Annotated in this window: 15 protein-coding genes; 6 read left to right on the top strand and 9 right to left on the bottom strand. The window is 35.2% G+C overall.

Annotated features, from left to right (window positions below):
• Window positions 1-98 precede the first annotated feature (98 nt).
• Together J8M14_RS02035 and aspS are read right to left on the bottom strand one after the other, a co-directional pair.
• Window positions 99-1,886 (bottom strand): chloride channel protein, encoded by a 1,788-nt coding sequence (locus tag J8M14_RS02035; protein ID WP_211072674.1) that lies wholly within the window; start codon window positions 1,884-1,886, stop codon window positions 99-101.
• Window positions 1,887-1,951: 65 nt separating this feature from the next.
• The gene (gene aspS, locus J8M14_RS02030; protein ID WP_211072673.1) at window positions 1,952-3,700 is read right to left on the bottom strand and encodes an aspartate--tRNA ligase; all 1,749 of its coding nucleotides are present in this window, start codon (window positions 3,698-3,700) and stop codon (window positions 1,952-1,954) included.
• Window positions 3,701-3,949: 249 nt separating this feature from the next.
• On the opposite strand from aspS, the gene J8M14_RS02025 reads away from it, so the two are divergent.
• Together J8M14_RS02025 and J8M14_RS02020 are read left to right on the top strand one after the other, a co-directional pair.
• Window positions 3,950-6,880, top strand: coding sequence for a SusC/RagA family TonB-linked outer membrane protein (locus J8M14_RS02025; protein WP_211072672.1), 2,931 nt, complete (start codon window positions 3,950-3,952; stop codon window positions 6,878-6,880).
• 12 nt (window positions 6,881-6,892) lie between these two features.
• Entirely contained in the window at window positions 6,893-8,227 is a 1,335-nt protein-coding gene (locus J8M14_RS02020) for a RagB/SusD family nutrient uptake outer membrane protein (protein ID WP_211072671.1), read from the top strand.
• Window positions 8,228-8,301: 74 nt separating this feature from the next.
• Here the strand turns inward: J8M14_RS02020 and J8M14_RS02015 are convergent, their stop codons facing one another.
• The 4 genes from J8M14_RS02015 to J8M14_RS02000 are packed head-to-tail and all read right to left on the bottom strand — an operon-like array spanning window position 8,302 to window position 14,975.
• Window positions 8,302-11,835 carry an efflux RND transporter permease subunit gene (locus J8M14_RS02015; RefSeq protein WP_211072670.1) on the bottom strand — a complete coding sequence of 1,178 codons (3,534 nt, stop codon included), beginning with the start codon at window positions 11,833-11,835 and terminating at the stop codon, window positions 8,302-8,304.
• A 6-nt stretch (window positions 11,836-11,841) separates the two neighbouring features.
• The gene (locus J8M14_RS02010; RefSeq protein WP_211072669.1) at window positions 11,842-13,005 is read right to left on the bottom strand and encodes an efflux RND transporter periplasmic adaptor subunit; all 1,164 of its coding nucleotides are present in this window, start codon (window positions 13,003-13,005) and stop codon (window positions 11,842-11,844) included.
• Between the two features lie 8 nt (window positions 13,006-13,013).
• Window positions 13,014-14,372 (bottom strand): TolC family protein, encoded by a 1,359-nt coding sequence (locus J8M14_RS02005; RefSeq protein WP_211072668.1) that lies wholly within the window; start codon window positions 14,370-14,372, stop codon window positions 13,014-13,016.
• A gap of 3 nt (window positions 14,373-14,375) precedes the next feature.
• The gene (locus J8M14_RS02000) at window positions 14,376-14,975 is read right to left on the bottom strand and encodes a TetR/AcrR family transcriptional regulator (RefSeq protein WP_211072667.1); all 600 of its coding nucleotides are present in this window, start codon (window positions 14,973-14,975) and stop codon (window positions 14,376-14,378) included.
• A 251-nt stretch (window positions 14,976-15,226) separates the two neighbouring features.
• Between J8M14_RS02000 and J8M14_RS01995 the strand changes: the two genes are divergently transcribed.
• Both J8M14_RS01995 and J8M14_RS01990 read left to right on the top strand, forming a co-directional pair.
• Window positions 15,227-16,201, top strand: coding sequence for a polyprenyl synthetase family protein (locus J8M14_RS01995; protein ID WP_211072666.1), 975 nt, complete (start codon window positions 15,227-15,229; stop codon window positions 16,199-16,201).
• A complete protein-coding gene (locus J8M14_RS01990) occupies window positions 16,194-16,553 on the top strand; it encodes a hypothetical protein (RefSeq protein WP_211072665.1) in 360 nt (119 codons plus the stop codon). The genes J8M14_RS01995 and J8M14_RS01990 overlap by 8 nt, the downstream gene beginning before the upstream one ends.
• A gap of 7 nt (window positions 16,554-16,560) precedes the next feature.
• On the opposite strand, the gene J8M14_RS01985 is transcribed toward J8M14_RS01990, so the two are convergent.
• Window positions 16,561-16,917, bottom strand: a complete 357-nt coding sequence (locus J8M14_RS01985) for a hypothetical protein (RefSeq protein WP_211072664.1) — start codon at window positions 16,915-16,917, stop codon at window positions 16,561-16,563.
• 139 nt (window positions 16,918-17,056) lie between these two features.
• Entirely contained in the window at window positions 17,057-17,581 is a 525-nt protein-coding gene (locus J8M14_RS01980; protein WP_211072663.1) for an alpha-ketoglutarate decarboxylase, read from the bottom strand.
• 114 nt (window positions 17,582-17,695) lie between these two features.
• On the opposite strand from J8M14_RS01980, the gene J8M14_RS01975 reads away from it, so the two are divergent.
• The gene (locus J8M14_RS01975) at window positions 17,696-20,467 is read left to right on the top strand and encodes a 2-oxoglutarate dehydrogenase E1 component (protein WP_211072662.1); all 2,772 of its coding nucleotides are present in this window, start codon (window positions 17,696-17,698) and stop codon (window positions 20,465-20,467) included.
• Between the two features lie 68 nt (window positions 20,468-20,535).
• Window positions 20,536-21,759 (top strand): 2-oxoglutarate dehydrogenase complex dihydrolipoyllysine-residue succinyltransferase, encoded by a 1,224-nt coding sequence (odhB, locus tag J8M14_RS01970; RefSeq protein WP_211072661.1) that lies wholly within the window; start codon window positions 20,536-20,538, stop codon window positions 21,757-21,759.
• Between the two features lie 76 nt (window positions 21,760-21,835).
• On the opposite strand, the gene J8M14_RS01965 is transcribed toward odhB, so the two are convergent.
• The gene (locus J8M14_RS01965; RefSeq protein ID WP_211072660.1) at window positions 21,836-24,361 is read right to left on the bottom strand and encodes a glycoside hydrolase family 9 protein; all 2,526 of its coding nucleotides are present in this window, start codon (window positions 24,359-24,361) and stop codon (window positions 21,836-21,838) included.
• Between the last annotated feature and the right edge of the window lie 55 nt (window positions 24,362-24,416).

Genomic DNA, 24,416 nt, shown 5'->3' with positions numbered 1-24,416 from the left:
ACATATAGAATTAAAGAAACCTGTTGGGATAAACCTCAATAGGTTTTTCTTTTTGTCAGACATTCTATAATTTGATTTTTTACATCAAGTTCAAATCTTTACCTAGTAAAATTAATCAACTTTCTGCGATAAGAAGTAAGTAATTTCGATTTTGAGATAAAACCGTGATATTTACCATCTTTGATTACCGGTAAATTCCATACTCCAGTATCCTGAAATTTTTTCATTACTGTTTTTGCATCATCTTCTTCAAAAACAATAATAGTAGTGGTAGTAGACATTAGCATCTCTACTGTTGTTTTGTGATACAAGGTAATATCGAACATAATATCTCTAATATCGTCAAGCTTAACAATGCCAATAAGATGATCCATTTCGTCTATAACCGGAAATAAATTTCTATTTGATTTTGCTACCGCTTCACTCAGTAATTGTTTTAAAGTGAAATTTGATTTAACCGAAATAAAATTGGTTTCAATACAGTCTCCCAGATTCATGAGAGTTAAAACAGTTTGATCTTTATCATGTGTTAATAAATCTCCTTGTTCTGCAAGTTCACGGGTATAGATGTTATGTTCTATTTTGTTTTTTGATATAATAAAAGATATCGCAGTAGTAATCATAAGAGGTACAAACAATTCATAACTGGAGGTGATTTCTGCAATTAGAAATATTGATGTAAGCGGGGCGTGCAATACACCTGCTATAAGTCCAGCCATTCCTAATAAAGTAAAATTAGCTTCAGAAACTTGAAAGCCAATACCTAGATTATTAATAACCTTAGAAACTACATTGCCTAAGGCGCTACCCATGACCATAGTTGGGATAATAATACCTCCTGACCCTCCTGCGGCAAAGGTGGCTGTCATAGCTACAGCTTTAAAAACAGTAATACCTGCTAATAAGGCAATAACTATCCAAATATTATCCGTCATATGATCAAATGGACTTTTACCAATAGCTGTAATGTGATCACCGTGTAATAGATCATTTATAAAACCAAGACCTTCACCATAAAGAGGTGGTATGAAATATAACATGATACCAATAGCAAGTCCACCGATCAAAAGACGATGTATTTTTTTTGAAAATCGGTCAAAGAAATGTAAAATACCAAAATACATTTTAGTAAAATATATTGAAGCAAACGCGGTTCCTATCCCTAAGATGATATAAAAAGGGGTGTCATAAATGTCAAATTTTTCTAATACATCAAATCGAAATAGCACTTCATCTCCTAGAAAAAAATAAGAGGTAATTATGGATGATACCGAAGCAAAAAGCAATGGTAATAACGAGGTAAGTGTGAGATCTAGACTGAATACTTCTACCGCAAAAACCAATCCTGCCAAAGGTGATTTAAAAACAGCAGATATAGCACCAGCGGCTGCGCAACCAATTAACAGGAAGCGAGTTTTAGTATCTAACTTGAATAAATTACTAATATCTGAACTTAAGGTAGAACCAGATCCTATAGCAGGTCCTAATAGCCCAACTGATCCTCCAAATCCAACTGTAATTGGAGCTAAAATAAGTGGCAGATATCCATTAATACGTTTGATCACCCCATCTTTTTTAGAAAGTGAATATAGTATTAGAGGTATAGCCGATTTTACATCCTTTTTGATGATAAACTTAGTAAAAATATAAACCATCAATAAACCGATGACAGGTATGATAAAATAGAAAGATGTTTGCCAAGAGATAATATCACTTTCTAAAACAACTTGGATTAAGTGAGTGATATTTTTTAATAAAAGAGATATAAGACCAGCGGTAAACCCTATAAAAATACTAAGAATAAGAATGAAGTTCTTATTAGAGATATTTCGGTAACGCCATTTTAATAATCGATAAAGCAATGTCTTCTTTTGGGGACTCGCCATATTTGGATTGGATCTTGATTTTAATAAAGGTATAAAAAATCCCGCTTTTGGCGGGATGTTTTATATTACAAATCAAGTTTGATATTTAATTCTTTGAGTTGCTCCTCATCAATATTTGCGGGGGCGTCGATCATTACATCTCTACCGCTGTTGTTTTTAGGAAAGGCTATAAAGTCTCTAATTGTTTCCTGGCCTCCAAGAATTGCCACTAATCTGTCAAAACCAAATGCAATTCCACCATGAGGGGGAGCACCATATTGAAAAGCATCCATTAAGAACCCGAATTGAGCTTTTGCTTCTTCAGGAGTAAATCCTAGATGGTCAAACATTAATGCTTGAGTTTCCTTATCATGAATACGAATTGATCCACCACCAATTTCATTTCCGTTTAATACCAAATCATAGGCATTTGCTCTAACATCTCCTGGCTTAGTGTCTAATAAAGGAATGTCTTCTGGTTTTGGAGATGTAAATGGATGATGCATCGCATGGTAGCGTTCTGTTTCTTCATCCCATTCTAATAGAGGAAAATCAACTACCCATAACGGCGCAAATTCTTCAGGATTTCTTAACCCTAATCTTTCTGCTAGTTCCATACGTAATGCGCTTAACTGTGATCTCACTTTATTGGTTTGACCAGAAAGAATACAGATAAGATCGCCGGCTTTGGCTCCTGTAGACTTCGCCCATTTAGCTAAATCCTCTTGATCATAAAATTTATCTACAGAAGATTTATAAGTTCCATCATCATTACACTTTACATATACCATTCCTAGAGCTCCAACCTGAGGGCGTTTCACCCAATCGATAAGTTTATCAATTTCTTTACGGGTATACGAAGCACCACCCGGAACAGCAATACCAACCACTAATTCGGCATCATTAAAAACTTTAAAGTCTTTATGTTGAGCAACCTCATTTAATTCACCAAACTTCATCCCAAAACGAATATCCGGTTTGTCATTACCATAAGTACGGACGGCCTCATCATAAGTCATTCTAGGAAATTCATTAATTTCAACTCCCTTAATATCTTTGATGAGATGATGAGTAAGTCCTTCGAAAATATGTAGAATATCTTCTTGCTCTACAAATGCCATTTCGCAGTCTATCTGAGTAAATTCAGGTTGTCTATCTGCGCGAAGATCCTCATCTCTAAAGCATTTTACAATCTGGAAGTATTTATCCATTCCCCCAACCATCAATAACTGCTTGAAAGTTTGTGGCGATTGCGGAAGTGCATAAAATTGACCTTCATTCATACGAGAAGGAACTACAAAATCACGAGCACCTTCAGGCGTGGATTTAATCAAATAAGGGGTTTCAACTTCTATAAAACCTTCTTCAGAAAGATAATTTCTTACCTTCATTGCTACCTGATGACGAAACATCAAGCTGTTTTTTACAGGATTACGTCGAATATCCAGGTATCGGTACTTCATCCTGATATCTTCACCACCATCAGTTTCATCTTCTATGGTAAAAGGAGGAACAAGAGCTTCATTTAGTATAGATAATTCTTTTACCAAAATTTCTATTTCCCCTGTAGGAATATTTTTATTTTTAGATTCACGTTCTATAACCGTTCCTGTGACTTTAATAACAAACTCTCTTCCTAAAGTTTTTGCTTTTTCTACAACATCTTTTGGTGTACGTTGTTCATCAAAAATCAATTGAGTGATCCCGTAACGATCTCTCAGATCAACCCAAATCATAAACCCTTTATCCCTTGACTTTTGAACCCATCCAGAGATGGTTACTTCTTTATTGATGTCTGAGGCGCGTAATTCACCACATGAATGACTTCTGTACATAATATCTGTTATTAAGGGAGCAAAAATAAGAAGTTTTGAGATAAATAAGTGGAGTTTCAATAAAAATGAAAAATCAAATTTTAATGTTAAGGCAACAGTATTTTGTTGAGGTTGTTGTATTGGTTTTGTGGTTTTTTTACATCTATGTTAAGGTTTTTACGTTTTTTGTACGAACAATCGTTAGTTTTAACATTTTTTTATAATTATCTTTTAATAGCTTTAGCGAAGCAAAAATTTAAACAAATCATTATGAGAAAACACACAAATCATAGCAATGGGCTTTTGCTATTGTTATTATTCATTTTTCCTGTGATGCTACTAGCACAGGAAACAATTACCGGAAAGGTAGTCATTCAAGGCTCTGGAGAACCCGCAGCCTTTGTCAATGTTGTAGAAGATGGCACTAATAATGGAACTGCTAGTGATATCGATGGAAACTTTTCTATAACAGTTGGAAGTTTACCAGCGACACTTAAGGTTTTTGCTTTAGGTTTTGCCGAAACTTCTGTTAACGTGCAAACTGCAGGCGATATTACAGTAGAGATTGCAGAATCCTCAGAATCTCTGGAAGAAGTTGTTATTACAGGTTTAGGTACTTCTATCAAAAGAGCTAACCTTGCCAATGCTGTAGCAACTGTTTCTGCTGAAGAGTTAGTTGGTAACACAGGACAACCAACAGTAGATGGGGCATTATATGGTAAAGTACCCGGTGTAAATATAGTTTCTTCTTCCGGTGCACCAGGAGGAGGTTTTGCACTTAGATTAAGAGGAGTTTCGTCCATAAATGGTCAAAATCAGCCGCTTTTTGTAATTGATGGAGTATATTATAATAACGACGAAATCCCTACAGGTCTAAGAGCTGCATCTGGGGCTAATAGAGGTAATGAAGAAAACTCCGCTAATAGATTAGCGGATTTAGACCCTAATGATATTGAAAATATTGAGGTGCTTAAAGGAGCTTCCGCGGCAGCAATCTATGGACAACGTGCAAGTGCAGGGGTTATCATAATAACAACAAAAAGAGGTAAAGGTGGTAAAACAAAGATTAGTTTTAACCAAGATGTTGGATTTGCAAAGATTGCAAACCCTCTGGGATTAAGACCATGGACAGCACAGTCTGTAGAAGATACATTTGGTGCAGCTGAACGTGTTTTATTTGAACAAGCTATAGCAAGTGGTGGTTTAATTGACTACGAAGATGAAATTTACGGAGAAACAGGTTTTATTACTGAGACCAGGCTTAGTGCTGCTGGCGGAAATGAAAAAACTAAATTTTATGTAGGTGGCTCTTATCGTGATGAAGGAGGAATTATTAAAAACACTGGTTTTGATAGGCTATCCATTAGAGCTAATATCGATCATAAAATTTCGAATGTTTTTGACTTCTCTATAAACTCTAACTATGTAAAAAGTAATAATAGCAGAAGTTTTACAGGTAATGAAAATGAAGGTGGATTGAGTTATGGATATAATTTAGCATTTACTCGACCTTGGATTAATTTGTTCCCTGATGCTAATGGTGATTATCCAAATAATCCAAATGCTAATGGTAATATGATTTTTGTTAGAGATCAGGCAAGAAATGAAGATGCTACTAACAGGTTTTTACAAGGCTATAAGTTGAATGTAAAGTTGTTAACAACAGATAATAATAGAGTTAGATTCTTAATTAGCGGGGGTCTGGATTACTTAGCAAATGAAACATATGTGTATGTTCCTGAGACACATCAAGCACAGATCGGAGGACAAGAAGGATTTATTGCCCAAGGAAAGAACAATATTATCCAATTTAACAATCAAGCAATATTTGTTTGGGATAATACATCTTTGGGAGGTGATTTAAACCTAACTAGTCAGCTAGGTACTGCTTATATTGATATTGAAAGAAACTTTTTAAATAGTCAAGGTTCAGATCTTACTCCTGGTCAAACCAATGTAGATCAATCAGTAAATCAAGTACTAGATCAATTTTTAGCTAAAGAAAGAGATTTAGGTTATTTTGGTCAAGTAGAGGCTAATTACAAAGATCAACTGATTGCGACATTAGGGTATCGTTTGGATAAATCAACTAGAAATGGAGACCCTAATGAATTTTACGGGTTTTCTAAAGCATCTTTAGCGGTGAATGTTGCTAATTTTGACTTTTGGAATCTAGAAGTAATGAATCAATTAAAATTAAGAGCTGCTTATGGTGAAGCTGGAAATCCGGCTACTTTTGGAGATACATTTACTAGTTTTGATTCTTCTAATATTGGTGGTAATGGAGGATTAACACCTAGAGGTCTAAGAGGGGATCCTGGTATTAAGCCTGAAACTTCAAAAGAATTTGAAGCTGGTTTTGATATTGGATTTTTGGATAGTAGAGTTTCATTAGAAGCTACTTATTATAATCGCCAAGTTGATGACTTAATTCTGACTAGGCAATTAGAATCATCCTCTGGATTTACAACAGAGACTACTAACCTGGCAGATTTAACTAATGAAGGTATCGAATTGGCGTTAAGTGCAGATGTCTTTGATAATGATACTTTTTCTTGGAATACAGGAGTTCAGTTTTATAAAAACACTTCAGAAGTTACAAGACTAGATGTTCCTGCGTTTGCACAACCGGGAGCTGGTTTTGGAACAAGATTTGGAACTTTCTTTATCGAAGAAGGGCAGCCTATTACACAAATAGTTGGTGACGTAGATGGGGTTCAAACTCAAATAGGTAATGTCGAACCCGACTTTCAGATGGCATTTAATAATCGATTTACCATATTTAAGCAATTAGATGTGTCCTTTTTACTACAATGGAAAGAAGGTGGTGAGAATTTAAACCTTACAAGGCTACTGACGGATTCTGGAAGGACTTCTGCTGATTTAGAAACACCTGAAGGACAAGCACGTCTTGCTTCTTCTGATTTAAGACGATTGATTGAGGATGCTGGTTATGTTAGATTGAGGGAAGCCGCAATATATTATAGATTTCCTTCAAAAACAATTACTAATTTATTAGGGGATAGTGTAGAAGGAATAAAACTTGGGATATCGGGTAGAAATATTTTTACAATTACTGACTATAGTAGTTATGATCCGGAAGTTTCTGTTAATGGTGGAGCAGGACTGTCGAGTGGGTTAGAGGTGACACCTTTTCCTAGTTCCAGACAGTTCTATTTTCATTTAAATGTTAATTTTTAAGATAGAGTAATCATGAAAAAAATATCAAAAATAAGTTTAAGATTAGTAATGGTCATGGCTTTTATCTTTACGATTTTCACTTCTTGTGAATTTGATGAAGTTGTGGACCCTAATGGACCAAGTATTGGAGGAGTTGAATCAGGAGCTTCTATTGATCAATTGAATCAATTAGCGGTAGGTTTGGAGTCAACCTCAAGAAATGGATTGGGTGTAGAGGTTACTGTAAGTGGAACAATGGCTAGAGAATTGTATTTGTTTGATGCTGATCCGGGAAATACAGGAGATGTATTAGGAGCTAATGGTGGTCGACTTAGTAATAGTGCTTTTTATAGTGTTTCGCAATGGAATGGTAGTTACCGATGTATTAAAAACGCAAATTTACTTATAGGAGCCGTTAATAATACAGAATCAGTTACTGCAGAGGAAAGAGAAGGATATATAGGATTTGCAAAAACTTTTGTCGCATATGAGCTTATTCAAGTTTTAAAATCATATGGAGTGGCAAGAGTAGATGTTTCAGACCCTAATAATTTAGGACCAGTTTTAGATTTTGATCAAGCTATTACAGTAGTGAGGAATTTGTTGGATGAGGCAAATACCAATTTGAATAATGCGGGAAGCTCATTTGCTTTTCCTTTAAGTAATGGTTTTGATGGATTTAGTACTCCTGCAACATTCGCTCAATTCAATAGAGCAGTAGCAGCAGTAGCAGCGATTTATGATGAGAATGGTAGTGATGCTTTGACCGCTTTGACTGCTTCATATTTTGATTTAACTGGAGATCTCGAGTTGGGTCCTAAACATGTATTTAGTCAAAGTAGTGGAGATCGTGCAAATCCTGTTTTTAGAGTGCCTTCCACACCTACATCTGCTAGTAATGGAGACCAGATTGTTGTGCACGATAGTTGGATCAATGAAGCTGAGGCAGGTGATACAAGAGTAACCACAAAAGCTGCACTAAGAACGGATCCAAGTGTTCAAGATGGATTAACTGGTACCCACGAAACTAGACTGTATGCTACTAATGTTGATCCAATTGATATCATAAGAAATGAGGAATTAATCTTAGTATATGCTGAAGCTAGCATTTTAGCTAACAATTTACAAGATGCAGAAGATGCATTGAACGTAATTCGTAATGCTGCTGGGTTAGCAAATTATAGCGGAGTGCAAACCGCTGCTGCTCTTACTACAGAAATGTTAAACCAAAGAAGATATTCTTTATGGTCAGAAAACCATAGAATGTTTGATTTAAGAAGATATGATTTATCTGATACATTACCGTTGGATAGAGCCGGAGATCAAGTTTTTAATGTACTACCTATTCCGTTATCTGAAAATCAATAAAATCTAAATTTTATAAAAATCAAAACGCCGCAATTACTGCGGCGTTTTTTCTTTCAATTTTACAAATCTAAATATCAGGTAGTTGCAGGGTTACCTGCAATGATACCTTCATCGTTAACTTCTTCGCTGATTTTGGCAACACTAGTTTTTCTAAACCGTACTTTTACCCGATGTACAATGAAGAATAGGCAAGGAACAATAATAAGTGTTAGGAAGGTAGCTATGATTAATCCATAGATTACTGCCCAGGCTAAAGGTCCCCAGAATATTACATTGTCTCCTCCCATATAAATTTTAGGATCTCCAGTATTAAATAAAGAGAAGAAATCTATATTAAATCCTATGGCTAAAGGAATTAGTCCTAATACCGTAGTGATTGCAGTTAATATTACTGGCCTTAAACGAGCTCTACCTCCCTGGATAATTAATTTCATAACTTCTTCATTGGGTAATAATTCGTTTTCAGGAACATCAAGCTCTACTTTTTTACGGTCAATAAGGAGCTGAGTATAATCCAGTAGTACCACCCCATTGTTAACCACAATTCCTGCAAGAGATATAATCCCCATCATAGTCATCATAATTACGAAAGCAGCTCCTGTAATCAGAATACCACCAAATACTCCAATAAAACTTAAGAAAATAGCAATCATAATAATTGTTGGCTTAGAAATAGAGCTAAACTGAAATATTAATAATAGCATAATCAATCCAAGCCCTGCAAAGAAGGCACCCATTAAAAATGCCATTTGCTTATTTTGCTCTTCAATCTGACCAGTATAATCAATTTTTACACCTCTTGGGGGTTTAGGAAAACTTGCCATTTCGGTTTGGATCTGAGATACTATTGCTCCTGCATCAGTATATCCAGGTTGTAAACCAGAATATACTGTTACTACTCTCTTAGTGTCCTTATGTTTTACAGCACTAAAAGAAGATGTGTTTTTCTGTTTAGCAACTGCAGAAACCGGAATTTCCTTAATTTGCCCAGATGCCTGATCTCTAAAGGTGATATTTTGATTAAATATAGCATTGGTGTTATATCTGTTTTCTTCATTAAAACGCACATAAATATCATAATCTTCACCATCTTTTTTATAGACACCAGCTTTTTCTCCAAAAATAGAACGACGTAGTTGATTACCGACCTGACCGGCAGCAACACCAAGTTCTCCAGCTTTTTCTCGATCTACTACTACTTGCATTGCTGGTTTCCCTTTATTAACATCTATTTTTAATTCCTCAATTCCTGGAATGTTTTTCTCATTAATAAAGTTTCGCATCTGTTCTGCGATATTGATTAACTCATCATAATCATTACCTTCAATTTCAATATTAATAGGGTATCCTGCTGGCGGTCCGACAGCATCTTTTTCTACCGAAATGGCTACTCCGGGATAAATTCCTTTTAATGCTTCTTGAACCTGTTGACGTAATACTTCAGAATCTTTTCCTTTTCTAAATTTATATTCGCGCATTGCAGCTATAATTTTAGCGCGATGCGGCATTTCTGCGTTACTTCCTCCATCAGTCTGAGGATTACCTGCACCTTCTCCGACTTGAGAAACTGCAGCTTCTACTAAGAAGTTATAATCATCTCCTTCAACATACTCCTGATCATTGATCACAGCATATACTCTTTTCTCAATATCCTCAGTAATCTTATTGGTTTTATCAATATCTGTACCTTGTGGATATTCGATATAAACAATAATCTGATTAGGTTTGTTATCAGGGAAAAATTCTATTTTGGTACGTTGACTGCCTACTGAAGCACCAAACATAGCAAAAACGATAAAAAGCAATAAGAAAGTGCCTGCAACAAACCCATAGGCTCTCCAACCTTTTAGTGCATAACTTAAAAAGTTTTGATATTTGGTTTCTAACCAAACTAAAGTCTTTCTTTGGAAGAAGTTTGCTGCTCCTTTTAATGCATATCGATACAACCAAAACATAATTGCCGTAAAGATCATTAAGCTTCCTAGACCTCGAACCTGTCCACCAAATATTAAGATAAAAGTCCCGAATCCTCCAAGTATAAGACTTAGACGGATAAGTTGCTTTCTGGTTAATACTTTTTCACCAATTTCCATAAATCTTGATACCAACATAGAATTGATAAAAATGGCAACAAATAAAGAGGATCCTAATACTACAGAAAGTGTTATAGGGAAATAAATCATAAACTCACCCATTACTCCTGGCCACATCCCAAGAGGAACAAATGCGGCAATGGTAGTTGCAGTAGAAATAATAATAGGAAACGCTATCTCACCAATCCCTTTTTTGGCAGCTTCAATACGAGACATACCCTCTTCTTCCATCAAACGATATACATTTTCTACCACCACAATTCCATTATCTACCAGCATTCCTAATCCCATAATTAGAGCAAATAAGATCATGGTATTCATGGTGTATCCTAATAAGGATAAAATCATAAAGGACATAAACATAGACATAGGGATTGCAAATCCGACAAATAGTGCATTTCTGAATCCTAAAAAGAACTGTAGAACACCTACTACCAATATAATCCCAAAAATAATGTTGTTTACCAAGTCATCTACTTGATTAATGGTTTTTGAGGATTGATCATTAGCGATACTGATATTAAGATCTGTTGGAAACACATTTTCTTTAGCATCTTCTACAATTAGATTTATCTTTTCAGCAGCTTCAACCATATTTTTACCAGAACGTTTTTTTACTTCCAGCATTACTACATTATCTCCAAATTCCCTGGCATATGTAGTATGATCTTCTTCTTTAAAACTAACCTTTGCAATATCTCTTAAATATACTGCTCCATCCTGGGATTTTACTACAAAATCATCTAATTCTGTAGGTCTATCAATTTCTCCCAGAATTCGTATCGTACGTCTTTGTCCACTAGTGATCATATTTCCGGCAGACATGGTTACATTTCCATTCTTGATGGTATTAAGGACATCATCAAAGCTTACCTTTGCAGCCATCATCTTATAAATATCAACTGCAACTTCTACTTCTTTTTCCTGAACTCCACGAATGTCTACTTTTTTGATCTCCAGAAGATCTTCAATCTCATCCTCGAGGTATTCTCCATATTCTTTTAGCTTGTCAACTGGATAATCACCAGTAATGTTGATGTTCATAATCGGGGTTTCCTCAGAAATACTTAAGTCAAAAACATCAGGTTCTACTTTAGCATTATTAAAGGTTGGCCAATCTTCATTCGCTTTTTCAGAATCAACTTCATCTTTTACTCGTTGTTTTGCCTCTGGAATGGTAAGCCCTTCATCAAATTCTACTGTGATAATCGCATAATCTTCCTGAGAAGTGGATACAATTTCGACTACATCGCTTACGTTTTTTAATTTATCCTCGAGAGGATCTACAATCAAACGTTCAACATCTTCGGCCGTATTTCCGGGATAAGGGGCACTTATGTATATTTTGGTTTCGTTAATCTCCGGAAAGTTTTCTCTTGGCATGGAGAAATATGCAGAAAGACCTAATACCAAAAATATAGCAATCATTACATAGATAGTTGTTGGGTTGTCTATTGCCCAAGAGGATAATCTAAACTCCTTATCTACTTTTTTGTTGTTATTAACTTTTTCCATAAGGCTTTAGTTTATGATTTCTACTTTTTGACCATCTCTTACACTTCTGGCACCTTCGCTAATGATATCATCTCCATTGTTGATACCATTAAGAATTTCAATCAAATCACCTTGTGTTTTTCCCGTTTGTACAATTACTCTTTTAGCTTCAGCTACATTTTTAGCATCTTTTCCTGAAGTAACATAGGTGTACTGATCACCTTCTGAGTTTTCAGAAATAATGCTCTGCGGGATTAAAATGGCTTTCTCGCTAGTGTAATCGTTGATCTTAACTTTAGCTGTAAGATTAGGTTTAATGATTCCTTCTTTGTTTGGAACGGCTACTTCCACGGTAAAAGAACGATTGTTAGGATTGATATAGTTTCCTACTTGACGAACTTTGGTATCTATAGTTTTTCCTAATACAGGAAAATAGACTTGAGCTTTTTTGCCAACGGTGATTGTGGCAATATAACTTTCAGGAACTTCGGTCTCTATATACATATCATCCAGATTAACGATACGAATTAGTTCTGTCTGATTACCAACGACGCTTCCTTGTTCTGCCATCACATTATCTACGATGCCTGAAAATGGTGCATTTACCGTAGTTTTGGCTAGTTGTCTTTTGATTTGATCAACTGCTTTTTGTTTTGCTTCGTATCCGGCTTTTTCTTGCAAGTATTTAATCTCTGAACCTATTTTTTGTTCCCATAACTTTTTTTGACGTTCATAGGTAGTTTTGGCTAATTGTGCTTCAACTTCTGCTTGTGAGAGTTGTTGGCTGATTCCTCCATCGTCAATTCTAGCTAAAATCTGACCTTTTGTTACACGTTGACCTTCTTTAACATATACTCGAGTTAAAGTTCCAGGGGTTTCAGGATATAAAACAATGTTCTTTTTGGTTTCTACATTTCCTTGTAATTCTAAATAATGATTAAACAAGGTGTCTTTAGCAGTTATTGTGGTAACTAAAGGAAGTTTTTGAACTGTGTCTAAAGAAGCAATCGCTTTATCCAATGTATTTAACTGGTCTGCAATTTCTTGCTGTTTATCAACAATCTCTTGTCTTTTGGCACGTATTTCAGTTAAGTTACCTTTTTCGATAACTTTATCAATAGATTTTGAAGTGTCTTGCCCACAGGATATGATAAGTATAGATATGGATACTATAGTAAGTAACTTTTTCATAGTGGTGATTAATTTTTTGGTGTATTTATGATCGTTTCTAATTCTGCTTTTTTGTTTATAATACCAAGCATAGCTTGTAATACTTCTTGTTGTACGCCGTATAACTGTAGTTGCGCTTGTCTTAGCTCTAAGCTACTTGACAGTCCTTCTGTATATTTAATTTGATTTTTGTTTTCTATTCTTTCGGCTAATGCAAGATTCTGTTTTGTGGTTTCATAAGTTTCTATAGCAAGCTGATAGTCACTAGCGGTAGAGTTATATTGAAGCTGTATTTGCTGTTGGGCTTCCATAAAGTCAGTTTTAGATTGCTCTAGCGCTATTTTGGCTTGCTGTGTTTTTGCGCTTCTTTTTAAGGAACTAAAGATTGGTATATTAATGCTTGCTCCTAAAATAGAAGATTGAAACCAAGGTGTACTATTTTCAAAAAACACAAAGTCATTATCAAAAGCCGCAGTACCGTAATTTATAAATGCAGATATAGAAGGTAATGCTCTACTTTTTTCCAGTTTTAATTCAAGTCTTCTTTGTTCGGTAAACAAATAGGCTAATTTGTAATCTACATTATTTTCTATGTTAAAATTAGAAGTTGTGGCTGAACGATCGATATTTTTCATTGTTAAGCTATCAAGATCATCTGATAAAACGGTGTTAGAGTTTACATCTACTCCTATAGTCAGATTAAACATCTGCAAAGCAATTTTTTCCTGGCGTTTTGCATTGTTTAACTGATTAGTGGTTTGAAGCAAAGTTATTTGTAACTGTTCTACATCTTCCTCTTCGTTTAAACCATTTTCGAAAGTTTTTTTAGCCTCATCATAATTCTTTTGTAAAGTTTTCTGATTGTTTTGAAGGATTTTTACACTTTCCTCAGAAACTAAAACACTACCATAAGCATTGATAACACTTTTTCGTACCTCTAGTTGTGCTTTTTCTTCTGAATCATTGCTGAATTGCAAAAAGCTTTTAGCAGCTTCGACCCCAACTAGGTAGGAACCGTCAAAAATAGTTTGACTTAATGTAGCTGTTGCTGTAGCTTGTTGTTTAACTCCAAAAATTACTGGAACGAATGTACCGGGTTCTTCACCTACTACCTCTCCAGGTAAAACAGTCACGGGTTGTTTTAGTTGATTTTGATAATCGATCTTGCCATCAATCTGTGGTAGACCTTCTGCAGTGGCTTCCCATTTTCTTTTTAAGGCTTTAGCAACATCACGTCGTGCATTAATTGCTTTGTAACTATTTTCTAATGCAAATTCTATCGCTTCATCCAAGGTGAATGAATATTGCGAGGAAACAGGAGTTTCCTGGGCAAAAGTTAATAATGAGAATAAGCAAAAGAAACAAAATGACCAAAGGTTGTTTCTCATAATTTATTGTTCTTTTGTTAGATTGTTTAAAATATTTAATCCTTTTTCAGTAGCAATACCTCGTATATGGTATTCTAGATAATCTGTCATCAATTTTGATACAGGGAATGCTTGTCTCGGAAACATTTCTTGATCCTTAATTCCTATCATTCCCACAAAATAAAATCTCGATATAATTTCGACATCTATGTTTTCTCTAAAAACCCCTTTTTTGATGCCTCTTTCCAGGTTTTCGATCACACATTCTTGCATGGCTTCAAATTGCTTTACCTTTAAATTGTTGTGTATTTTAGGGTAGTATTTCTGAAGCTGATATTGAGGCGATGTTTTTTCATCTTTTAGGTGGAACATTACGAAAGCTTTGATAGCATATAATTCTTCGATTGGTTCTCTTTTTTCTTCTAAAATGGCATCTATACCATCACTTATTGTACAAAATAGGTGATCGGTTGTAGCCTCTACTAGCTTAGTTTTGTTCTGAAAGTGAGTATAGATAGTTTTTTTAGAGATCCCCATTTCTGATGCAAGATCGTCCATAGTAACGCTCTTAAAACCTAAGTTTAAAAACATATCATTCGCTTTCTCTATTATTTTTTCTTTCATTAAGGGACTTAAATATTTCGTGCAAATGTACAAGAGGAAACTTTAAAAACATTAAAAGTTTCCTAAGTTTCACAGTTTTTTAACATAGATGTGGTAAACATTAATATTTGCTTTACATAAGAGGAAACACTTTTAAACTCTTTATTTGTGATTTACATACTAATAAGACGAAAACATAAATATTATTTGGACAAATGTTTTTAAGATAAGCTTTGTGATTTTTGTTTTACTTTAGCACAAAAAAAATTATTGTGCACACAATTTCTGACTATCAGGGTTATTTTTTAGAATATCTTTCCCAAAAAAACAAAACAAAAGAACCTAAAAACTTATATGAACCCATTTCATATATCCTCAACCTAGGAGGAAAAAGGTTAAGACCTACTCTAGTGTTAATGGCATCAGAGATTTTTGGAAGTTCGTATGAAAAAGCATTAGATGCAGCTTTAGCAATTGAAGTTTTTCATAACTTTTCTTTAATTCATGATGATATTATGGATGATGCACCCTTGCGTAGAGGTAAAGAAACCGTTCATGAAAGATGGGATATTAATACTGGTATTCTCTCTGGGGATGCTATGTTGATCAATGCATATCAACTCTTCGAAAGTTACGAAGGAGATACTTTTAGGGAACTAGCAAAATTGTTTACCAAGACTGCTATAGAAGTATGTGAAGGACAGCAATACGATATTGATTTTGAAACAAGAGACGATGTCACCATCCCTGAGTACCTAAAAATGATAGAATATAAAACGGCGGTTTTGGTTGGTGCGGCTATGCAAATGGGTGCTATTATTGCCGAAGCATCTGAAAATTGTAGAGAGTCAATCTATGATTTTGGGAGGTTGTTAGGATTAGCGTTTCAGCTTCAGGATGATTATTTGGATGCTTTTGGTAATCCTGAAACTTTTGGAAAACAAGTAGGAGGAGATATTATAGAGAATAAAAAGACTTTTTTATATCTTAAAGCGTTAGAATATGCTTCTAAAGACGAACAAAAGCAGCTGGAAGGATTATTTTCTTTAAGTCCGGAAGATCCAACAGAAAAGATACATACGGTGAAAAGCCTTTTTGAAAGTACAGGAGCCAAAGATCGAACCCGATCAGAAATTGAAAAATATACAGAAGAAGCTTTTGCAGTATTGGATGAGTTATCAATTGCTGATGAAAAGAAACAATTGCTAAAATTGTTTGGAGAAAACTTAATGAATAGAAGTGTCTAAAGAGTATAATCTTGTATCAATCCAAAAATTCGTAGATAAGCTATCTGGATCAGATCTGTATCCACAGTTTTTATTACAAATTCAGAAAGATTTGAATCGCTCAGGAATTGATTATAATATAAAGAATTCAAAGCCAAAAGACCTCTTTAGGGAAATACAGAGTCTTCTTGTCGAGAAGTTGCAATACAGTTTTAATGAGTATGTGAGTTTTTTGTATGCCGTTGATGTTTCTGAAAACGAAGTCAGGAAAGGCAATCTAGAAGATATTCAGGATATAGCTGAGTACGCCACATATCTAATTTTGAAACGAGAGTGGCAAAAAGTATGGTATAGAAACAATATGAATCCATAATCCTATACTAAGATCTATTTCTAGATTTTTTCTGAATATTTACGGTATTAAAACTTGGATCAGTTGTGACAATAAAACGTTCTCCTGTTCTCGTATTAAGAAATCTCCACCAATAACCGGTTTTTGTTTTTATAACCTCGGACCTGGCAATATCATTTAAAGAAAATTTAGTGTGTTTCTCAAGAACCTCATTGACTCTTGTTAAAGTTTTTGGAGAATTATCTATTATACCTGGTGGAGCATTTTTTATAGTAACTAATTTGGCTGCCTTGCGGTTGTATTTTTGTGAAGTAGAAGTTGTTTCTTTAGAACCCGAACAAGCAATTAAGTTACAAAATAAGATTAGTAAAATAAGGGGTCTCATAACATAGATCTTTGGGTAATAACAGTTTAAATATATAAAAAATAGAATAAATGAAGTGTTGAAACCTTCTGTTGGCGAGGGTTTTGGGGAATTTTCAAACTATAAAAGTGTGATACAAAATGGGGTTAACAATGTTTTTTTAAAAGAACACTCTTACAAAAGGAGCGTAAGCGCTGGCATATATACTTTTGTCCTCATCGTAGAGTACATCATATCTTAATCCGACACTTACAAAACCTACTCGATATCCAGCTCCAACAAATAACGCAGGGTACCAATAGTTTTCATCTATGTCAGGACCATTATCAAACTCTATAGTTCTATTCACCCCCATTTCCTCGAATTCTGCAGATAACTGTAATGAAGGAAAAGGATTGTATAAAGTAATGATACTTGCACCATAATTGGTAGCGGTAAAATTAAGCCCATCAGTATACCCAAAATTAACACCTAATCCCATGCTGAATTGGTTATTAAAATCATAGATGGCTGAAGGTGCAATGACTCCGCTAAAGGTATTTCCAGAAAATCCAATTCCAATATTTCCTCCAAATCTTACATGAGACCAAAAATTTTCTTCTTGTGCTTCTATTTTTAGTAAGGAAAACATAATAAAAGCGACTAAAATTACGATTTTCTTATTTTGAAGAGTGTATACTTTCATTGTTAAAATTCTAAAAAATTATTACATAAATATAGAAAATTCAATGTCTAATATATTGTAATTGTTGTATTTTTGTGGCGTTTTGTCATTAAAAGGACGATTGAATACTTACATATGGATAAATATTCATTTTTGAATGCGGCTAATACCGCATTTTTTGCAGATTTATATGATCAATATTTGCAAAGCCCGGATAGCGTAGAGCCTAGTTGGCGAGCTTTTTTTCAGGGTTTTGATTTTGGTGTAGAAAGTTCTAATGGATCAACAGAAACTGAATATGTTGAACAATCCGAAGGTACGGTAGTGGTGCCTGAGAGTGTTCAGAAAGAATTTCAGGTGGTTAGATTGATTGATGCTTATAGAACTCGAGGTCATTTGTTTACCAAAACCAATCCGGTTAGAGAACGAAGAAAATATACTCCAACACTAGCTATAGAGAACTTTGGGTTAAGTCAGGGAGATCTTAATACCGTGTTTAGTGCTGGAGAGATCATTGGTATTGGCCCGAATACTTTGAGTAATATTGTAGTTCATCTAGAAAAGATATATTGTGATTCTATTGGAATAGAATATATGTATATCCGTAATCCAGAAGAACGTGAATGGATACAAGCCAGGGTTAATTTTAATACCAATAGAACAAAGTTTTCTGCCGATCAAAAGAAACACATTCTCAAAAAACTAAATCAAGCAGTCTCTTTCGAAAGTTTTTTGCATACTAAATATGTTGGGCAGAAACGATTTTCATTAGAAGGAGGAGAGTCTTTAATTCCGGCGTTGGATGCTTTGGTAGAAAAAGCTGCTGATCTGGGAGTAAAAGAATTTGTAATGGGGATGGCTCACCGTGGACGTCTTAGTACGCTGACTAATATTTTTGGAAAGAGTCCAAAAGATATTTTTAGTGAATTTGACGGTAAGGATTATGAAGAAGCTGTTTTTGATGGAGATGTAAAATATCACTTGGGTTGGACTTCTAAAAGAACAACCGATTCTGGCAAAGCAATAAACATGAATATTGCTCCAAACCCATCTCACTTAGAAACTGTTGGTGCGGTTGTAGAAGGAATTACGAGGGCGAAACAAGATCGACACTATCAAGAAAATACATCAGAAGTATTACCAATAGTTGTGCATGGGGATGCTGCGGTGGCTGGTCAAGGTCTAGTATATGAAATTGTACAAATGGCTAAGCTGGATGGTTATAAAACTGGTGGAACAATTCATATTGTGGTAAACAATCAAATAGGGTTTACTACTAATTATTTAGATGCCAGATCTTCTACCTATTGTACAGATGTAGGTAAAGTGACTTTATCCCCTGTATTGCATGTGAATTCTGATGATGCAGAAGCAGTAGTACACGCGGCTAATTTTGCGTTAGATTTTAGAATGACTTTTAAGCGAGACGTGTTTATTGATTTATTAGGATATCGTAAATATGGTCATAATGAAGGCGATGAGCCTCGTTTTACACAACCTAAATTATATAAAGCGATTGCAAAACATCAAAATCCACGTGATATCTATGCCGAAAAATTGATTTCAGAAGGTATTATTGACAAGGATTATGTAACTAAACTGGAAAAAGAATATAAAGCTTCATTAGAGGAAGAATTAGAAGATTCTCGAAAGGTAGAGAAAACTGTCATTACCCCATTTATGCAAGATGAATGGGCAGGTTTTGAAAGAGTACAGGAAGACGAGATGATGGAAGTAGTGGATACCACCTACCCAAAAGATAAATTGACCAAGATTGCTGAGGTAATTACAAAACTACCGTCGGATAAAAAGTTTTTGCGTAAGATCGAAAGGTTGATAGATCAAAGACATAAAATGTTTTTTGAAACAGATCAATTAGATTGGGCTATGGGAGAATTATTAGCTTATGGTTCTTTACTGAAAGAAGGTTTTGATGTGCGCATGAGTGGTCAGGATGTAGAAAGAGGAACATTCTCACATAGACACGCTGTGGTTAAGGTAGAGGATAGTGAAGAAGAGGTATTGTTGCTAAACAATCTTAATGGAGATCAAGGAGATTTCTATATTTATAATTCATTACTTTCAGAATACGGGGTAGTAGGTTTTGACTATGGATATGCAATGGCAAGCCCTGATACATTAACAATATGGGAGGCACAATTTGGAGACTTTAGTAATGGAGCTCAGATTATGATCGACCAGTATATTTCATCAGCAGAGGATAAATGGAAATTACAGAACGGTTTAGTGATGTTACTTCCACATGGTTATGAGGGACAGGGTGCAGAACATTCTTCTGGTAGAATGGAGAGATATCTACAACTATGCGCCAAGGATAATATGTTTATTGCCGATGTTACTACACCAGCCAATATGTTTCATTTGTTGCGTAGACAGATGAAGGCTAAATACCGTAAACCGCTAATAGTATTTACTCCTAAGAGTTTATTACGTCACCCAAAAGTGCTTTCTAAAGTAGAAGATTTTACTGATGGAAGTTTCCAAACGGTGATTGATGATCCAGAAGCTAAAGCAAAAGATGTAAAAACATTAGTATTCTGTACAGGTAAGTTCTACTATGATCTTTTAGCTGAAAAAGAAAAATTGGGTAGAAAAGATGTGGCATTAGTGCGTTTAGAACAGTTATTTCCTTTACCGGCTACTGAAATGGATAAGCTCGTGAAGAAATATAAAGCTGATGAAGTAGTTTGGGCTCAGGAAGAACCTCGTAATATGGGAGCGTTGAGTCATATGTTGATGCATTATGATGATGCAAAAAACTTTAGATTTGCAAGTAGAAGACCTTATGGTGCTCCTGCTGCAGGTAGTGCTACCAGATCTAAGCGCAGGCATCAAGAAGTAATTGATTATGTTTTTGATAAAACCAAAAACAATCAAAGAAGATAAATTAGTAAGTAACGATTGATTAAAAAGTTTCCGAAGGAAATCATATAAAAGGATATAAATTCAGAATTATGGCTTTAGAAATGAAAGTCCCATCACCGGGAGAGTCCATTACAGAAGTAGAAATTGCTCAATGGCTTGTAGAAACCGGAGATTATGTAGAAAAAGACCAGGCAATTGCCGAAGTTGATAGTGATAAGGCAACACTAGAATTACCCGCTGAAGCAAGTGGCGTTATTACGCTAATGGCAGAAGAAGGTGATGCTGTGGCTGTAGGACAAGTAGTTTGTCTTATTGATACAGATGCCGCAAAACCTGTAGGAGGAGAATCAAAACCTGCTCCAGCTGCCGAAGCACCTAAAGTAGAGGAGAAAAAAGTAGAGGCTCCGGCGCCTACACCAGCAAAAACTGAAACATATGCTACAGGAACAGCTTCTCCCGCTGCTAAAAAAGTTCTGGCAGAGAAGGGTATTGATGCTTCTCAGGTAAAAGGTACTGGTCGTGATGGACGTATTACTAAAGCGGATGCGATAGATGCAAAACCGTCTATGGGAACTCCTGGACTTGGAAGTAGAGGAGAATCTCGTACTAAATTATCTATGCTTCGTCGTAAGGTAGCAGAACGTTTAGTTTCAGTAAAAAATGAGACTGCAATGCTGACTACATTTAACGAAGTAGATATGCAGCCTATTTTTGATCTTCGTAGTGAGTATAAAGAAACGTTTAAAGCTAAACATGGAGTGAGTCTTGGGTTTATGTCTTTCTTTACTCTTGCCTGTGTAAGAGCATTACAACTATTCCCTGCTGTAAATTCTATGATTGATGGAAAAGAAATGCTTTCTTATGACTTTCAGGATATAAGTATTGCTGTTTCAGGACCCAAAGGATTAATGGTTCCGGTAATCAGAAATGCAGAAAACTTAAGTTTTAGAGGAGTAGAGTCTGAAGTAAAGCGTTTAGCGATCAGGGCTAGAGAAGGTCAGATTACAGTTGATGAGATGACAGGAGGAACGTTTACGATTACTAACGGAGGAGTTTTTGGTAGTATGTTATCGACACCTATCATAAACCCACCACAGAGTGCAATCTTAGGGATGCATAATATTGTAGAACGTCCAATCGTAAGAGATGGTCAGATCGTAGTAGCGCCAATTATGTATGTAGCATTATCTTATGATCATAGAATAATCGACGGTAAAGAATCTGTTGGATTCCTAGTAGCGGTAAAAGAAGCATTAGAAAATCCGGTAGAATTACTAATGGATAATAATGTAACTAAAGCTTTAGAACTATAAATATTTGATAACTATCACATATAAAAAAAACCTCAGTTTTGTTAAAGCTGAGGTTTTTTTGTTTAAATAATTGACCCTATATTTTAATTATTTTGGAAGTATAAGTGTTATTATCTCCAAAAACTTTTATTAGATATAAACCAGAGTTTAAATTACTGATATTGATGCTGGATTCTTCATTATTTAACTGCTTTTCAATTATTTTTTTTCCTTGAATTGAATATAATTCCAATGTAGCATTAGCATTATTTTTAGGTAATTTAATATTTAAAAGCCTGCTCGTTGGATTTGGAAATACTTTAAATAACTCAGAAACAGGTTCAAAATCATCTACTGATAGAGTGATGTTTTTTTTTTGATAAAAATCTAAAGCATGCATTGCATAGACCAAAGGAGCGTTCCAGTTAATGGTGATCTCGTTTGTAGAATAAGAACACCAGTGATCTACATATTTTGAAGCTGGCAGATTCGATGGGAAACTAACCCCAGAGCCTGTACAATCTCCTGTGTCCGGATTGTTTTCGTTTTGTGGCCCGCCTACAATCATGCCTGGTATCGGAGCAGAAATACCATCTGCATCAGATATCCTGTGATGAGGTTCAAATACTTGTCTGTCTCCAAAACCGGTTACATAAGAGTAACCCGTTCCGTTTCTACCGAAGATGTAATCCATTGCTGTATAAGCTGCATCCAAATAGGATTCATCTTTAGTAAGCTCGTATGCTCTTATCAGTAAGATTAATTGGTTGCCTACTGCTCCATTACTTCCCCAATTATAATCATTAGAGGCCATAGTAATTTTCATAGGAGAAGAATTAACTCGGTCTTTTAGTTGATCAGCTGTAGCTAATAAGGTGTTATTGGCAGTAGTTACATTAATAGAGCTCTCTAAACTGGTTGCATATTGAGCTATGGAAATTAATGCTAGTGGATCACTATACGGCCAGCTTGGGGTTCCGCCTCCGATGGAATTTACATTAATATCATCTCGATAAGTATTTTCTCTGGTTGTGATAAATAATTCAACGGCTGCCCATCGAAATTCATCAGTAACATCACTATCTCCGTATACACCTGTTCCTATATCTGAAGGTTGTTGATAGTATACTGCAGGATTAGCTTTTGCCCAAGCATAAGCATCTTTTGCAGCTTGTTCTAGCTGAGCACTAAATCCTGGTCTAACACTTTCGTAATCAGAAAATATTCTTGATGCAACCGCTGTTACAGCTGCAAAATTTAAAGCGGCTGCGGTAGATTTTTGTACTACATATCTATCTAAATTATATGCAGCAGGCATGATTCTGCCCGAGAAGTTTTTAGCAGTCAATTTGTGATAAACTCCGCCATCACCACCTTCACTTTTAGGATCTTGCATGTTAAGCATCCAATCTAAGTTCCATAAAACTTCATCTAGTATATCTGGAAGATCTCCACCTTGTTCAGGGATATTGTATTGTAAGCTTCCCCATTCTGTTGGATAGTGTTCAAAAGCTGCTAATAAGGTATATGTGCTGATGCCACTGTTTACTACATATTTATTATAATCCCCTGCATCATACCAACCTTTGGGTGCTGAAATAATTGTTCCAGTCGGTCTCGCTGGACTAGCTGCAGACGAATGTACTAGGACTATATTATCAGGAGTTCCCGCTGGCCTAGCATATACACCTGCGTTTGCTGATTCTAGTGCTGTAGACGAACGATTGTAATAGTAATATTTAAATGCTTCTTCTCTTAGGTCTGCGTACCCATCAATACTTACTTTAAAAGTAATTTCTTCTGAGTCAATTTGAAAACGATATGTTCCTTCTGTATTTACCTCAGAAATATCTATGTTAGCGATATGTTCTCCAGAGTCACTCCATAAGGATGATGTGCCAGTAGTTCCTGATAATACCACATTGTCAGCATTATCTAGGATCGTATATGCTTCGTTACTAAAACTACCGTTTGCAGCAATACTAATAGTTTTACCTCTTCCAACTAAGTACACCACTTGATTATAACGAACATCAAAAGCAGAAGGAGGAGGTATTGCTTCTAATGGTTCTCCAAAAGAAATCCAGTCGATTTCTATTGTTCCTGAGTATCCCCCTTGGGCATCGTTAACAAAGAATACCAGTCTATTTATAACAGAGGAATCAACAGGACAAGGAGCGGTTGCCGAAGTACAGGTGCTTCCTCCAAAACCTCCATCTTGTAACTTTCCGGTATAATCTAATTCATAGATTTCAAAATCATTAGATAGCCGTATCGATGTACTATTGGCGTTAGTAACAAAATCATTTTCATCTTGTAAATCAATTCTAAAATTAGGATTACTCGTGCCCTTTGCTTTTATATATAATTTTGGCGTTGACGTAACGTTGGTGCTAGTATTGGTGCCATTGTTGTGAAAGTTATAAGAAAAAGCAGAATATGCAGTAGCGGATCCATTGGCATTTATTAGTAAATTGTCATTAGATAATGAAGCGGAATAAGCAGAGGTTGATTCTACAGTAAGTACGTTTTCATTAAAGTTATCACTGTAGATAACTTGACTATTAACCAACGGAACTATAAATAATAGAAAGGCAGTAGTAAATAGAATTCTTTTTTTCATTTTGGACAATTTTTTTGAAAATTTCAAAAGGTGATTTTAATGTTTTTAGCTTAAA

The sequence above is a fragment of the Aquimarina sp. MMG016 genome (genome assembly GCF_018100805.1).
Classification (GTDB): domain Bacteria; phylum Bacteroidota; class Bacteroidia; order Flavobacteriales; family Flavobacteriaceae; genus Aquimarina.
The sequence above is the reverse complement of the archived record's forward strand: the minus strand, read 5'-3'. Positions and strand labels throughout refer to the sequence as shown.